General features: G+C 66.8%; 13 protein-coding genes. 3 read left to right on the top strand and 10 right to left on the bottom strand.

Translation table 11 applies throughout. The annotated features are described in order from the left end of the window. Nucleotides 1–10 precede the first annotated feature (10 nt). The gene (gene efp / locus KM176_RS08120; protein ID WP_160893216.1) at nt 11–577 is read left to right on the top strand and encodes an elongation factor P; all 567 of its coding nucleotides are present in this window, start codon (nt 11–13) and stop codon (nt 575–577) included. Nucleotides 578–633: 56 nt separating this feature from the next. Here the strand turns inward: efp and KM176_RS08115 are convergent, their stop codons facing one another. From KM176_RS08115 to KM176_RS08100, 4 genes are all read right to left on the bottom strand, one after another. Then, complete coding sequence (locus KM176_RS08115) at nt 634–2151, bottom strand: PhnE/PtxC family ABC transporter permease (protein ID WP_160893214.1); 1518 nt, start codon at nt 2149–2151, stop codon at nt 634–636. Continuing rightward, nucleotides 2120–2782: an ATP-binding cassette domain-containing protein gene (locus KM176_RS08110; RefSeq protein ID WP_160893212.1), complete on the bottom strand. Its 663-nt coding sequence runs from the start codon at nt 2780–2782 to the stop codon at nt 2120–2122. Before KM176_RS08110 ends, KM176_RS08115 begins: the two co-directional genes overlap by 32 nt. Next, a complete protein-coding gene (locus KM176_RS08105) occupies nt 2779–3639 on the bottom strand; it encodes a putative selenate ABC transporter substrate-binding protein (protein ID WP_160893210.1) in 861 nt (286 codons plus the stop codon). The genes KM176_RS08110 and KM176_RS08105 overlap by 4 nt, the downstream gene beginning before the upstream one ends. A 144-nt stretch (nt 3640–3783) precedes the next feature. Next, nucleotides 3784–5394 (bottom strand): BCCT family transporter, encoded by a 1611-nt coding sequence (locus KM176_RS08100; protein ID WP_160893208.1) that lies wholly within the window; start codon nt 5392–5394, stop codon nt 3784–3786. 217 nt (nt 5395–5611) lie between these two features. On the opposite strand from KM176_RS08100, the gene fabI reads away from it, so the two are divergent. After that, the gene (gene fabI, locus KM176_RS08095) at nt 5612–6376 is read left to right on the top strand and encodes an enoyl-ACP reductase FabI (RefSeq protein WP_160893206.1); all 765 of its coding nucleotides are present in this window, start codon (nt 5612–5614) and stop codon (nt 6374–6376) included. Nucleotides 6377–6409: 33 nt separating this feature from the next. Here the strand turns inward: fabI and KM176_RS08090 are convergent, their stop codons facing one another. From KM176_RS08090 to KM176_RS08075, 4 genes are all read right to left on the bottom strand, one after another. Then, on the bottom strand, nt 6410–7060 hold the full coding sequence (locus KM176_RS08090) for a 3-oxoacid CoA-transferase subunit B (protein WP_160893204.1): 651 nt from the start codon (nt 7058–7060) through the stop codon (nt 6410–6412). Continuing rightward, a complete protein-coding gene (locus KM176_RS08085) occupies nt 7060–7713 on the bottom strand; it encodes a 3-oxoacid CoA-transferase subunit A (RefSeq protein ID WP_160893202.1) in 654 nt (217 codons plus the stop codon). The genes KM176_RS08090 and KM176_RS08085 overlap by 1 nt, the downstream gene beginning before the upstream one ends. Before the next feature lie 72 nt (nt 7714–7785). Next, nucleotides 7786–8439 carry an HAD hydrolase-like protein gene (locus tag KM176_RS08080; RefSeq protein WP_160893200.1) on the bottom strand — a complete coding sequence of 218 codons (654 nt, stop codon included), beginning with the start codon at nt 8437–8439 and terminating at the stop codon, nt 7786–7788. Nucleotides 8440–8514: 75 nt separating this feature from the next. Further along, entirely contained in the window at nt 8515–9720 is a 1206-nt protein-coding gene (locus tag KM176_RS08075; protein ID WP_160893198.1) for an MFS transporter, read from the bottom strand. A 91-nt stretch (nt 9721–9811) separates the two neighbouring features. Here KM176_RS08075 and KM176_RS08070 point away from each other — a divergent pair, with 91 nt between their 5' ends. Then, nucleotides 9812–10612, top strand: coding sequence for an AraC family transcriptional regulator (locus KM176_RS08070; protein ID WP_160893196.1), 801 nt, complete (start codon nt 9812–9814; stop codon nt 10610–10612). Nucleotides 10613–10639: 27 nt separating this feature from the next. On the opposite strand, the gene KM176_RS08065 is transcribed toward KM176_RS08070, so the two are convergent. Together KM176_RS08065 and KM176_RS08060 are read right to left on the bottom strand one after the other, a co-directional pair. After that, nucleotides 10640–11968 carry a branched-chain amino acid ABC transporter permease gene (locus tag KM176_RS08065; protein ID WP_160893194.1) on the bottom strand — a complete coding sequence of 443 codons (1329 nt, stop codon included), beginning with the start codon at nt 11966–11968 and terminating at the stop codon, nt 10640–10642. Next, nucleotides 11965–12972 carry a branched-chain amino acid ABC transporter permease gene (locus tag KM176_RS08060; protein WP_160893192.1) on the bottom strand — a complete coding sequence of 336 codons (1008 nt, stop codon included), beginning with the start codon at nt 12970–12972 and terminating at the stop codon, nt 11965–11967. Before KM176_RS08060 ends, KM176_RS08065 begins: the two co-directional genes overlap by 4 nt. Nucleotides 12973–12975: the final 3 nt, after the last annotated feature.

Here is a 12975-nt window from a genome sequence, read left to right as displayed (position 1 = left end):
ACAACACCCGATGAGAGTCATCGCTTCCTCGCTCCGCAAGGGGAACGTCGTCGAGCAGGACGGCAAACTGTTCGTCGTCCTCAAGGCCGAGAACTTCCACCCCGGCAAGGGCACGCCCACTACCTCTGTCGACATGCGCGGCATTCAGGACGGCGTGAAGGTCACCATGCGCTGGAAGACCACCGAGCAGGTGGAAAAGGCCCTGGTGGACGAACGCGAATACGATTTCCTCTATGACGACGGCGAAGGCTACCACTTCATGGAGCCCGAGAGCTTCGAGCAGGTCACCGCGTCTCCCGATGTCGTGGGCGACAGCGCCGCCTTCCTCGAGCCGGGGATGCGCGTCTTCCTGCAGACCTTCGAAGGCAACCCGATCTCGATCGAACTGCCGCAGCGCGTCACCGTCGAGATCGCCGAGACCGAGCCGGTCCTGAAGGGCCAGACCGCGTCGTCGTCCTACAAGCCCGCGATCACCAATGTCGGTGTCCGCATCATGGTCCCGCCGCATATCGCCGTCGGTACCCGCGTGGTGATCAACACCGCCGACCTGACCTATGTGGAACGCGCCAAGGACTGATCCCTTCGCGCCAGACCTGAGGAAACGCGCCCTGCATTGCGGGGCGCGCTTTCGTTTCAGCAGCAGTCGGCGCGGTGCCGGCTGCTGTTGGGCCCGCCGATGCGGCGGCGCAGGACGCGCGACAGGCTGTCGATCCCGGCCGTCATCAGCCCGGTGGCGATCAGCAGGATCAGGGCGCGGTCCAGCCGCAGCTCCTGCACGGCACTGTCGATGAAAAAGCCCAGTGTGGCGACGCCCAGCAGGCCCATCACGGCGGTTTCCCGCAGGATGATCTCCCACCGGTAGAGGCAGAGGGCAAGGAAGCTGCCCGAAAGCCTTGGCGCGATCTCGAACCCCCAGAGGCTGAGGCCGCTTGGCGCATCCGCCCGCAGGCCCGGCACCATGGTTTCGCCCTGACGGCCCAGCAGATGGGCGATGATTGCCCCGTTGTGCAGCGCCAGCGCCAGCACCGCCGGCAGCATGGAAGGGCCGAAAACCTGAAGGAACAGGTAGGCCAGCATGTATTCCGGGAAGCTGCGCAGGATCACCAGCACGATATGGCCCAGCCAGCGCAGCGGGCGCGGCGTGACCCGCGGCACCAGCGATCCGAAGGCGCCGAAGGCCAGGATCCCGGTCAGCGCCAGCGCGATCTGCGCGACCAGCAGCGTGGCCCAGAGGCCCGGCACCGCCTGATCGAAGACCAGCGGGCGCAGCCAGTCCAGCAGCGCGGCGAAATCCCAGCCGTGACGCAGCGGCGCCGGCACGATGTCCTGGGTCAGAAAGCGCATCAGCGCGCCCGGTCCCATCGGCAGGCTGTCGTAGCGCGCCAGTGTCACGATGGCCGCCAACAGCCAGAGCGGCGCCAGCCGGACCCGCATCCAGATCCGCATGGAGGCGATCAGCGCCACGTAGCAGATCATGATCGCGCTTGCCGCGCCGTAGTCACCCACCTGGAAGAAACTGTCGAGCTGGAACCCCAGCGTCGGCAGCCCGATGAAACCCAGCACCGCTGAGGAGCGCAGCGCGCATTCCAGACGGTAGAGCGTGTAGCTGGTCATGGCAGAAAGCGCGAGGGGCGCACGCGCAAAGAGGAAGCGCGACAGCGCATCGACCTTCGGCGCCAGCGCCTCCGAGGGGCGCTGATCGGCCTCTTCCAGCAGCTCCGAAAAGACCTTGGCGAAAATGCCCATGTAGGGCAGGGCAATGGCCAGCACCCCCGTCGCGGGCGCGATGCCGAGGATCTGCATCAGCATCAGCGCCCAGAACAGCTCGTGCACGGAGCGCAGGGCGATGCAGAGCCAGCGGACGGGACGCAGGTGGTAGAAGGGCGCGAGGCACAGGCCCACGGCGCCCCCAAGCGCGACGCCCGCGACGGCAAAGCAGATGGTCAGCCAGATCGCGGTGCCGATGGCATCGACGGCGCTGAAATCGGGCTGCAGGAAGCCAAGCGCCATCCGACCCACCACCGGCCAGGGATTGTGATCGGCCATCCCCAGATCGGCAAAGGGCAGTGCCAGCAGCGCCAGGACGGCGAACAGCAGGACGACCTTCAGCCGGGGCCGCTCAGGCCGCGTAAAGGTCTGCAAGCTGGGCATCGCTCACCTCCGAAGGGGGGGCATCGAACAGGATCGCGCCACGGCCGATGCCGACCAGGCGCGTGGCATAGCGGCGGGCCAGACCCACGTCGTGCAAGGCCGTCAGCGTGGTGTCGAAACGCGCCTGAAGCTGTTCGATCAGCGCGGCGCCCTGGGTTTCATCCACCGCCGAGACGGGCTCATCGCCCACCAGCAGCGCGCCGCCGCGACAGAGCGCGCGCGCCAGCGCCACGCGCTGTTTCTGCCCGCCCGAGAGTGCCTCGACCTTGCGCGGCGCCAGGTCCGACAGGCCCACCAGATCAAGATAGGCCCGGATCCCCTCGCGTTCGGGGCCCGAAAGCCAGACCAGCGTGCGCAGGTTGTGCCATGCGGCGTGATCATCCAGCCGCCCCATCAGCACGTTGCGCGCCACCGAAAGCTGCGGCACCAGCGCGTGATCCTGCGGCACCAGCGCCACCCGGTCGGTGGCGCTGGTCTGGGTGTAGACGCGGCTCAGCAGGGTGGATTTCCCGGCGCCGGACCGGCCCAGCAGCACAACGTGCTCTCCGCGCGAAAGGGCAAACTGCACCTCGCGCAGCACCGGCCGCTGACCGTAGCCCAGGGTTTCCCCGTCAAGCCGCGCAAGGCTCATTCGATGAGGCCCAGCGTCTTGCCGGTTTCCTCGACCGGGTCGAAATCGGCGTTCTTCGCGGGAATGAAGGCCTCGCGCGGGAAGGCGTTCAGGATCTCGGGGTCGTGCAGGTTGACCAGCGCGTCCTGGACCTTCTGGATGAAGCCCTCGCCGAAGGTCGCGTCCACGTCGCCGCGGATCGTCCAGTTGTAATCCGGGTAGGGCGGCGTCTGCCAGATCACCTTGGCCTTTTCGGTATCCGGGTCATGCTCGGCCAGGGCCTTGTCGTAGACGGCATAGTTCAGCGCGCCGATGTCATAGGCGCCCGAGGCGACAAGGCGCAGGGTCTGCGAATGATCCCCCGAGAAACCGACCTTGGAGAAGAAATCCTCCGGCGCCTCGCCGGTGTCTTTGCGGATCCAGTATTCCGGCATCAGCCGCCCCGAGGTCGAGGTCTTGGCGCCGAAGGTAAAGCTCAGCCCCTTGGCGGCTTCGGGGAAATCGTCGCTTTTCTCAAGCCCCGTCGCGGTATTGGCGATGAAGTAGGAGATGAAGGTCGGGTCTTCCTTGCCCTGCGCGATGGTCTGGGCGCCCGGCACCGCCAGACGTGCCTGCACCGAGGTCAGGCCGCCGAACCAGGCCAGCTGGATCTGGTTGTTGCGGAAGGCGGTGACCGATGCGGCGTAGCTTTTCACCGGCACGAACTTCACGTCGACACCCAGCGTCGTCGAAAGATAATCGGCCACTTTCGAGAACCGCGCGACCAGTTTGGTCTCGTCCTCATCGGGGATGGCCGAGAAATACAGGGTTTGCGCCGAGGCATGGGTCAGCGAGGCGACCAGGAGGCCAAGGGAAAGGCCGATGGTTTTCAAAGACATGGAACAATCCGTTAATGTACTGGTGTAACAGGGCGGGCGGCGGTCATCCCCCGGACCGGGCGCGCTGCCGGCCGGGGGACGGATATGCCTGCTACTGAACCCTGACATGGCTCACGTCAAGGTGACACGGTGCGTCGCGGGCGGTCAGAATTCCTCCAGCTCGGGCCGCTTGCCGATCGAGACATGGTCTATCTCTTCCAGAGCGAAGCCCTTGATGATGGCCGGGATCATCATGCAGACCAGCACGAAGATCGGCAGGCCGACGACGGTGATCACCTGTTGCAGCGCATCCAGCCCGGCATCGCCCGCCAGCACGATCAGCATGGCGGCCACCAGCCCCTCGGCGGCGCCCCAGAAGACGCGCTGATGCACCGGGCCCGGCGTCGGCGTGCCGGTGCAGAGCATGTCCACCACCAGGGAGGCGGAGTCCGAGGAGGTGGCGAAGAAGATCGCCACGATCACCACCGCCAGGCCCTGGATCAGCTGGGTGGCCGGGAAATGCTCAAAGAAGGCGAACATCGCCAGCGGCACGCTGTCGCTCACCGCCTGGCTGAGCTGGCCGGCCTGGTCGCCTATGGCGGCACGGGCGGCGGCGCCGATGCCGTCGAATTCCATCGCCTGCCAGCCGAAGATCGCGAACCAGATCAGCGTGAAGAGCGAGGGGGCCAGCAGCACGCCCGCCACGAATTCCCGCACCGTGCGCCCGCGCGAGATCCGCGCGACGAACAGGCCGATGAAGGGCGACCAGGTCACCGTCCAGGCCCAGTAGAACACGGTCCAGCTGCCCTGCCAGCCCCAACCGGGGGTATCGGGGTTCTCGTCCGCCAGCATGTCGTTCCAGAACGCCAGATGGAACAGGTTGTCGAAGTAGAGGCCGAAGGTCTGCACGATGCCGCGCAGCAGGAACAGGGTAGAGCCGAAGACCAGCACGAAGACCATCAGCGCGACGGCCATGCCGATGTTGATGTTCGACAGCAGCTTCACCCCCTTGTCGAGCCCCGCGACGATCGAGGTGATGGCGACCAGCGTCAGTACGGCCAGGATGGCGATCTGCACCACCGGCCCAGTCCCGGTGCCGTAGAGCGCATCCAGACCGGCGGCGATCTGGCTGGAGCCCAGCCCCAGCGACACCGCGACCCCGAACAGCGTCCCCAGGATCGAGGCAATGTCGATGGCCTTGCCGACGGGACCGTGAATCCCTTCCTTCAGAAGCGGATAGAAGACAGAGCTAACCCTGACCGGCAGCTCGTAGCGGTTGATGAAATAGGCAAAGCCCAGCCCCGGCAGGGTGAAGATCGTCCAGGTGTGCAGCCCCAGGTGATAGATGGCGATGGACATGGCATCCTTGGCGGCCTGATCGGAAAACGGCTCGACCCCGGGCAGCGGTGGCTTGGCGAAATGGCTCATGGGTTCGGCGACGCCCCAGAACATCAGCACCGTCCCGATACCGCCGGCAAAGAGCATCGTGAACCACGACAGGTTGGTATATTCCGGCCGGCTCCCCTTGGGGCCAAGACGGATATGGCCGTGCCGCGACATCGCCGCCCAGATCAGGAAGCCCAGCCAGACATTCACGCCCAGGATGAAGAACCAGCCCAGGTTGGTGACGATCCAGGCCCGTCCCGCCTTGAAAGCCGCGCCGATGGGGCCGGGGGCGACCACCAGCGCCAGGACGAAGAGGATCGTCAACCCGGCTGAGACGAAAAAGATGGTTGGATCGGTGCGCAGTCCCAGCCGCTTCGCCAGTGAATGCATGTGGCAGTCTCCCTGTCTCAATTCTGCTGTCTCAGAACCGAACGGCCCGGTTCCGGGGTTGTTCCAAGAAAACTCCCGACCGGGGCGCGGGGCCTGCGCAAAAATGCGGCAGGCATGCGCGGGGGACCGCGCGTAATGTCGCGGCGACACGATGCATGGCTGCACGCCGCGGCGATCCGGGACAGCCTGCTCGGGCACCGCCCGGAAAGGAGATCGCATGTTTTCACTGGACGGACAGAAGGCGCTGATCGTCGGGATCGCCAATGAGAATTCCATCGCCTACGGCTGTGCCCGGGCGCTGAAGGCGCAGGGGGCAGATCTGGCGATCACCTACCTGAACGAGAGGGCCGAGCCCCATGTCCGACCGCTGGCCGAGGCCCTTGGCGCCTCGATCATCGCGCCGCTCGACGTGGCCGATCCCGCGCAGATCGAAGCGCTGTTCGCGCAGATCGGCACGCAATGGGGCCGGCTGGATACGCTGCTGCATTCCATCGCCTTCTGTCCGAAGGAGGATCTGCACGGGCGCGTCACCGATTGTTCGCGTTTGGGGTTCCAGCAGGCCATGGATATTTCCGTCGGCAGTTTCATGGAGCTGGTGCGTCTCTCCGAGCCGCTGATGGCGGACGGGGGAACCTGCATGACCGTCAGCTTCTATGGCGCCGAGAAGGTGGTGGAGAATTACAACATCATGGGGCCGGTGAAATCCGCGCTGGAGAGCGTCACGCGCTACATGGCGGCCGAGCTGGGGCCGAAGGGGATCCGCGTCCATGCGCTGTCGCCCGGGCCGCTGAAGACCCGCGCGGCCAGTGGCATCGCGCATTTCGATGCCATGCTGGACGCCGCGGCGGCGCGCGCCCCGACCCATCAGCTGGCCACCATCGAGGATTGCGGCGCCTATGCCGCCTTTCTGGCCAGCCGGGAGGCCGCCAATGTCACCGGGGGGGTGCATTACATCGACGGCGGCTTCAACATCCTGGGCTGAGGAAATACTTGAGCTTCACCCCATAACAAACTGTCAAAGCGTCATTTCCCTGATTCCCCCAGACAGGATCAGCGGCGCTTCGGTGGCCGCTTGAACGGCCTCCGGCGTCACGCCGGGGCCGCATTCCAGCAGGTGCAGCCCATCCGCCTCGGGCCGGATCACCGCCAGTTCCGTCACGATCAGGCTGACCGGACGCAGGGCGGTCAGCGGCAGGGTACAGCGCGCGACGATCTTGGGCTTGCCCCGGGCCGTGTGCTGCATCGCCACGATGACCCGCCGGGCGCCCGCCACCAGATCCATCGCGCCGCCCATGCCGGGCACCATGTGGCCGGGCACCATCCAGTTCGCCAGCAGCCCCCGCGCATCGACCTGAAGCCCGCCCAGCACCGTCACGTCCAGATGCCCGCCACGGATCAGTCCAAAGCTCATCACGCTGTCGATCGAGGCCGCGCCGGGCACCGCGGTCACGAAGCCGCCACCCGCATCGGTCAGGTCCGGATCCTCCATCCCCTCGGGCGGGCGGGCGCCCAGGCCAATGACGCCGTTCTCGGCCTGGAAGAACACTCCGCGCTCGACCGGCACGAAGCTGGCGACCAGCGAGGGCAGCCCGATCCCGAGGTTCACCAGGCTTCCCGGCGCGATCTCCTGCGCGACGCGGCGGGCAATGATCTCCTTTGCGTCCATCAGTGCGGCCTTTCCAGAATGTGATCGACCAGCACGCCCGGGGTCTTCACCGCATCGGGCGGGATCACCCCCACTGGCACGATCTGGCCGGGCTCGGCGATGGTGGTGGTGGCGGCCAGCGCCATCACCGGGTTGAAGTTATGCGCGGTCAGGGAATAGTTCAGATTTCCGAGGTAATCGGCCTCATGCGCGGCGATCAGCGCCACATCGGCCTTCAGCGGCATCTCCAGCAGGTAATCGCGCCCCTCCAGCGTCAGGACCTGCTTGCCTTCGGCGACCAGCGTGCCGACGCCCGTCGGGGTCAGCACGCCACCAAGGCCCACGCCGGCGGCACGGATACGTTCGACCAGCGTGCCCTGGGGCACCAGCTCGACCTCCAGCGCTCCGGCGATCATCTGGGCCTGGGTCTCGGGGTTCAGCCCGATATGGGAGGCGATGACGCGCCGCGCCGCCCGTGCGGTGATCAGCTTGCCGATGCCCTTGCCGGGCATGGCGGTGTCATTGGCGATGATCGTCAGGTCGCGGGCGCCGCGCGCCACCAGCGCGTCGATCAGCCGGTGCGGAGAGCCCACGGCCATGAAGCCGCCGATCAGCACCACCGCCCCATCCGGCACGAGCGCGGCTGCCTGCGCCGCCGTGATTGCCGTCTTCATCCGCGCCCCTCCCGCCTGCCGCTGGGTCAAGAATGGCGGCGAAGGGGCAGGCGGGCAATGCGGCAGCGCGCCTCAGAGCAGGGCGGAGATCACCTGCGGCAGGTCGCGGGGCGCCTCGCAAAGCACGGTGGCACCGCCCTCGGTCAGCTCCTCTGCGCTGCCATAGCCCCAGGTCACCCCGACCGAGCGCAGCCCGTTGCGCGAGGCCGCGCCGGTGTCATTGGCCCGGTCGCCGATCATTATGGCGGTTTCGGGGGCGAAGCCCTCGACCGTCAGCATATGGGCGATCAGCGCGCCCTTGTCGTCAAAGCGGCCGTCCAGCTCGGCGCCGTAGATGCCGTCGAAATAGGGCGCAAAGTCGAAATGCGGGATGATCTTGCGGGCGAAGGGCGCGGGCTTGGCGGTGCAGACGAAGATCCGGAAACCTTTGGCGCGGAAGCCCTCCAGCGCGGCATGGATGCCCTCGTAGGGGGTGGCGTTGAACATGCCGCCTTGGTCGTTGTAGCGGCTGCGGTATCCGGCGATGCCGTCCTCGACGCGGGTTTCCGGCAGGAAGGCGGCAAAGCTCTTGCGCAGCGGCGGGCCGATGATCCAGCCCAGGTCCTCATGCGGGGGGGCGCTGACGCCCAGTTCTTCCAGGGCGCCCCGGAAAGAGCCGATGATGCCGATCCCGGGATCCACCAGCGTGCCGTCAAGGTCGAAGAGAAGGGTCTTGGATGCGGACATGAGGGGGCTCCTGTTAGGTGGCGCCCCAGTGCCCGGACCCGCGCCCTGATGCAAGGGCGCGGGCGTGGTTGCGCGCTAGATCAGCTCCTGGCGTTTCGGCAGGAAGATGGTCAGCAGGCCGAAGACCGGGAGGGCCGAGCAGAGTTCGAAAACGAAGCGAATGCTGGTGACGTCCGCCAGCGCGCCGATGCCCGCCGCCGCGATCCCGGCGATGCCGAAGGCCGCCCCGAAGAAAAGCCCCGCAACGGTGCCCACCTTGCCCGGCATCAGGTCCTGCGCGAAGACCATGATCGCCGGCAGCGCGGAGGCCAGGATCACCCCGATCACCATGCTGAGCACGCCGGTCCAGAACAGGTTCGCGTAGGGCAGCAGCAGCGTGAAGGGCAGCACGCCCAGGATCGACACCCAGATCACCGTGCGCCGACCGATCCGGTCGCCCACCGGGCCGCCGATGATCGTGCCCGCAGCCACCGCCGCCAGGAACAGGAACAGCATCCGTTGCGCGCCGGTCGTCGACAGGTCGAAGCGGTCGATCAGGAAGAAGGTGAAGTAGTTCGTCATGGAGGCCATGTAGACCTGCTTGGAGAAGACCAACACCAGCAGGATGGTGACCGAAAGCGCGACGCGGCGCGGCGCCAGCACGTTCTGCCGGGGCTTGGCCTTGCGGCGCGCGGCAGCGACCCGTTCGCGGACGTGCCAGCGGCTGACGCCGGTCAGCACGATCATCCCCACCAGCGCCACCAGCGCGAAGGCGGCCACGGAATGGCGGCCCAGCGGCACCACGATGAAGGCGGCCAGCAGCGGCCCGACGGCCGTGCCGAAATTGCCGCCCACCTGGAAGACCGACTGCGCCAGACCAAAGCGGGTGCCGGCGGCGGCGCGGGTGACGCGGCTGGCCTCGGGGTGGAAGATCGAGGAGCCGATGCCGATCAGCCCGGCGCCGCAGATCAGCAGCCCGTAGCTGGGCGCGAAGGCCAGCGTCACCAGACCCACCATGGTCGAGGCCATGCCGAGCGGCAGCGTCCAGGGGAAGGGCTTCTTGTCGGTGACCATGCCCACCACCGGCTGCAGCAGAGAGGCGGTGACCTGGAAGCAGAAGGTCAGCAGGCCGATCTGCCAGAAGGCCAGGGCAAACTCGGACTTGATCATCGGATACAGCGCCGAGAGCAGCGACTGCATGAGGTCGTTCATCAGATGGCAGCTGGCAATCGCGCCGAGGATCGCGAAGCTGGTGCGGGCGGTATCGCGGGAGGGCGAGAGGCCGATCGTGGCATCCGTCATGGGAGGCTCCTGTTTTTCCTCCTCCTAGCGCAGGTTGCCATGGCCGATCTTTCGTGGTTTGGTCATGTTTCTTTCAGATCGGGCCAAAGTGATGTCTCAGTCGATTTCCGCGCCCTCCGACCTGTTCAGCCGCATTGCCCGGATCGAGCAGGCCGAAAGCCGTCTGGTCAGCCTGGCCTCGGACTATCCGCAGGGCACGCAGGTCCATGCCCACAGCCACCCGCGCCACCAGCTGATGCATGCGCTGAGCGGCGTGGTGCATGTGCGCACGGGGCAGGGCAGCTGGATGGTGCCGCCCGACAGCGCACTGTGGATCCCGGCGGGCTGCGTGCATTCGGTGGACATGTTCGGCGCGGTGCAGATGCGTTCGACCTACCTGCGGCCTTCGGCGGGGGATGCGGGATCGGCGGGGCCCCGGGTTCTGGCGATGAACGATCTGGCCCGGGCCCTGATCCTGGCGGTGGGCCAGATCGCGGACATCGACAATCCCTCGCATCGCGACACCCTGCTGATGGAGCTGCTGATCGAAGAGATCGCCCGCCTCGAGGATCAGCCCCTGGCCCTGCCGCTGCCCAACGAGGCGCGTCTGTTCGCGCTTTGCCAGCGGTTCCTGCAAACCCCCGGAGAGCGCGCGCTGGACGAATGGGCCGCCGAGGCGGCGATGAGCCGGCGCAACTTCACCCGGCGCTTTCGCGAACAGACGGGCCTGTCGCCGGACCGCTGGCGTCAGCAGGCCAGCGTGATCTCGGCGCTGCCAAGGCTTTCCGCCGGAGAACCGGTGACCCGCATCGCCCTTGATCTGGGCTATGAAAGCCCCGCCGCCTTCACCACGATGTTCCGCCGGCTGATGGGCTGCACGCCGCGCGCCTGGCGCGCCCGCCCGAAAGGCTGAGGGGCGCCGCAGCGCCCCCCATCTCATTCATTTCTCGGGCAAAAGCCCCCTTGGGCTGAAGCGCAGAACCAGCAGCAGCAGCACCCCCATGACCAGCATCCGCATATGCGCCGCCGAATCCACCAGATGCTCCTTCAGCCCGCCATCGGGGAAGGGCGCGGCGATCATCGTCATGATGTCGGGGCCCCAGTCGCCCGCCTTGACCCAGAGATACCAGATCAGCACGCCGCCAAGCGCCGCACCCCAGTTGTTGCCCGAGCCGCCGATGATCACCATCACCAGGATCAGGAAGGTATAGCGCAGCGGGTTGTAGCTGGAGGGCGTCATCTGCCCGTCGAGAGAGATCATCATCGCCCCCGCCAGCCCGATCACCGCCGAGCCCAGCACGAAGATCTGAAGGTGGCGCCGGGTGACGTTCTTGCCCATGGCGGCGGCCGAGACCTCGTTGTCGCGGATCGCGCGCATCATCCGCCCCCAGGGCGATTTCAGCGCCATCTGCGAGGCCCAGATCAGCAGCAGCACGACGATCAGGAACAGCACCAGGAAGGCCAGCTTCACCAACAGGGTCGAGGCCAGCACCGGATCCATCCCCCAGCCCTGCGCCATCTTCACGAAGCTGGCCGAATTCTGCAGGTCGATCTCGTAGGGGACGGGCCAGGGCCGGGGAATGCCGTTGACGTTCAGCACGCCGCGGTCCAGCCATTGCTCGTTCTTCAGGATCGCGACTAGGATCTCGGCAATGCCGAGGGTCGCGATGGCCAGGTAGTCGGAGCGTAGGCCAAGGGCGGTCTTGCCGACCAGCCAGGCAGCCCCGGCGGCCATCAGCGCCCCCACCGGCCAGGAGACCAGCGTCGGCAGGCCCAGCCCGCCCAGGTTCCCGGCAGCGGAAGGGTTGATCGCCTCGATCGCGGCGACCGCCGGATCGAACAGCCCGCGATAGGCGAAGAAGCCGACGATCAGGATCAGCGTGACCAGCAGCCCGCGCCCCCGGATGCGCAGCTTGCGCCAGACCTGCGCCGCCAGGATCAGCGCGATGATGGCCACGGCAAAGGCCGCGATCAGCCCCATGCCCCCGGCCCGGAAGGCCCCGGGCGTCGGCGGCATGGAGATCAGCACGGGCGCGATGCCGCCAAGCGCGAGGAAACCCATGGCGCCGGCGTTGAACAGCCCCGCATAGCCCCATTGCAGGTTCACCCCAAGCGCCATGATGGCCGACAAAAGCCCCATGTTAAGGATCCCGAGCGCGGAGTTCCACCCCGAGGTCACCCCCTCGATCACCAGCAGCAGGGCAAGGACGGCGAAGAACAGCGGCGCGCGCAGCGCCGAGGTTTCGCCCGGTTGACGCGAGGCGCTCATACGACTTTCCCCCTGAAAAGGCCGGTCGGCCGGAAGATCAGCACGAGGATCAGGATCGTGAAACTGACCGCGTACTTGTAATCGGTGGACAGAAGCTGGACGAGGCCCTCGGGCTCCCATCCGGGGATCAGATAGGTGGCGACCTTCTTCCAGGCATAGGTCAGCCCGACCTCCGAGAAGGAGATGATGAAGCCGCCGACGACGGCGCCCACCGGGCTGCCGATGCCGCCGACCACCGCCGAAGCGAAGATGGGCAGCAGGATCTGGAAATAGGTGAAGGCCTTGAAGGACTTGTCGAGCCCGTAGAGCGTCCCCGCGATGGTCGCCAGCGCCCCGGTGATGATCCATGTGACGGTGACGACACGCTGCGGGTCGATGCCCGAGAGCAGCGCCAGATCCTCGTTATCGGAAAACGCCCGCATCGACTTGCCGGTGCGGGTGCGGTTCAGGAACCAGAACAGCGCCACCATGACGATCAGCGCCGTGATCACGGTGATCAGCTGGGTCGAACGCAGGGTCAGCGGCTCCGACAGGCCCGTCATCTCGCGCCACTGGCGGGCGTTGATGACAAAGCGGGCGCCGTCGTCGAAATTGATCTGGTCGACCCCGATCAGGAATCGGGTGAGCGCATTCATCACGAACATCACCCCGACCGAAACCATGACCATCACCACCGGCGAGGCGCGTGTGACCCGGTAGTAGCGATAGACCACGCGGTCCGTACCCAGAAGCAGCGCGGCGGTGATGACGATGCCGAAGGGCAGGGCCAGCAGCGCCGTCGGCAGCGGGCCGAAGCTGATCCCCATGGCCTGGAAGCCCCAGGTGATCAGGATCACGACCCCGGTGCCGAAGGCCATGGTGTCGCCCTGCGCGAAATTCGAGAAGCGCAGGATCGAATAGACCAGCGTGACGCCAAGCGCGCCAAGCGCCAGCTGCGCGCCATAGGCGGTGGCGGGGATGATGACGTAGTTGGTGATCGCGACCAGCGCGTTGATGACATCCATCTC

This window comes from Pseudooceanicola endophyticus (assembly GCF_018760365.1).
Classification (GTDB): Bacteria; Pseudomonadota; Alphaproteobacteria; order Rhodobacterales; family Rhodobacteraceae; genus Pseudooceanicola; species Pseudooceanicola endophyticus.
The sequence above is the reverse complement of the archived record's forward strand: the minus strand, read 5'-3'. Positions and strand labels throughout refer to the sequence as shown.

Bases quoted from the DNA above. Each gene is read 5' to 3' on its own strand.
- efp (WP_160893216.1), top strand. From the start codon at position 11: ATGAGAGTCATCGCTTCCTCGCTCCGCAAGGGGAACGTCGTCGAGCAG.
- KM176_RS08115 (WP_160893214.1), bottom strand. From the start codon at position 2,151: ATGCCCAGCTTGCAGACCTTTACGCGGCCTGAGCGGCCCCGGCTGAAG.
- KM176_RS08110 (WP_160893212.1), bottom strand. From the start codon at position 2,782: ATGAGCCTTGCGCGGCTTGACGGGGAAACCCTGGGCTACGGTCAGCGG.
- KM176_RS08105 (WP_160893210.1), bottom strand. From the start codon at position 3,639: ATGTCTTTGAAAACCATCGGCCTTTCCCTTGGCCTCCTGGTCGCCTCG.
- KM176_RS08100 (WP_160893208.1), bottom strand. From the start codon at position 5,394: ATGCATTCACTGGCGAAGCGGCTGGGACTGCGCACCGATCCAACCATC.
- fabI (WP_160893206.1), top strand. From the start codon at position 5,612: ATGTTTTCACTGGACGGACAGAAGGCGCTGATCGTCGGGATCGCCAAT.
- KM176_RS08090 (WP_160893204.1), bottom strand. From the start codon at position 7,060: ATGGACGCAAAGGAGATCATTGCCCGCCGCGTCGCGCAGGAGATCGCG.
- KM176_RS08085 (WP_160893202.1), bottom strand. From the start codon at position 7,713: ATGAAGACGGCAATCACGGCGGCGCAGGCAGCCGCGCTCGTGCCGGAT.
- KM176_RS08080 (WP_160893200.1), bottom strand. From the start codon at position 8,439: ATGTCCGCATCCAAGACCCTTCTCTTCGACCTTGACGGCACGCTGGTG.
- KM176_RS08075 (WP_160893198.1), bottom strand. From the start codon at position 9,720: ATGACGGATGCCACGATCGGCCTCTCGCCCTCCCGCGATACCGCCCGC.
- KM176_RS08070 (WP_160893196.1), top strand. From the start codon at position 9,812: ATGTCTCAGTCGATTTCCGCGCCCTCCGACCTGTTCAGCCGCATTGCC.
- KM176_RS08065 (WP_160893194.1), bottom strand. From the start codon at position 11,968: ATGAGCGCCTCGCGTCAACCGGGCGAAACCTCGGCGCTGCGCGCGCCG.
- KM176_RS08060 (WP_160893192.1), bottom strand. From the start codon at position 12,972: ATGGATGTCATCAACGCGCTGGTCGCGATCACCAACTACGTCATCATC.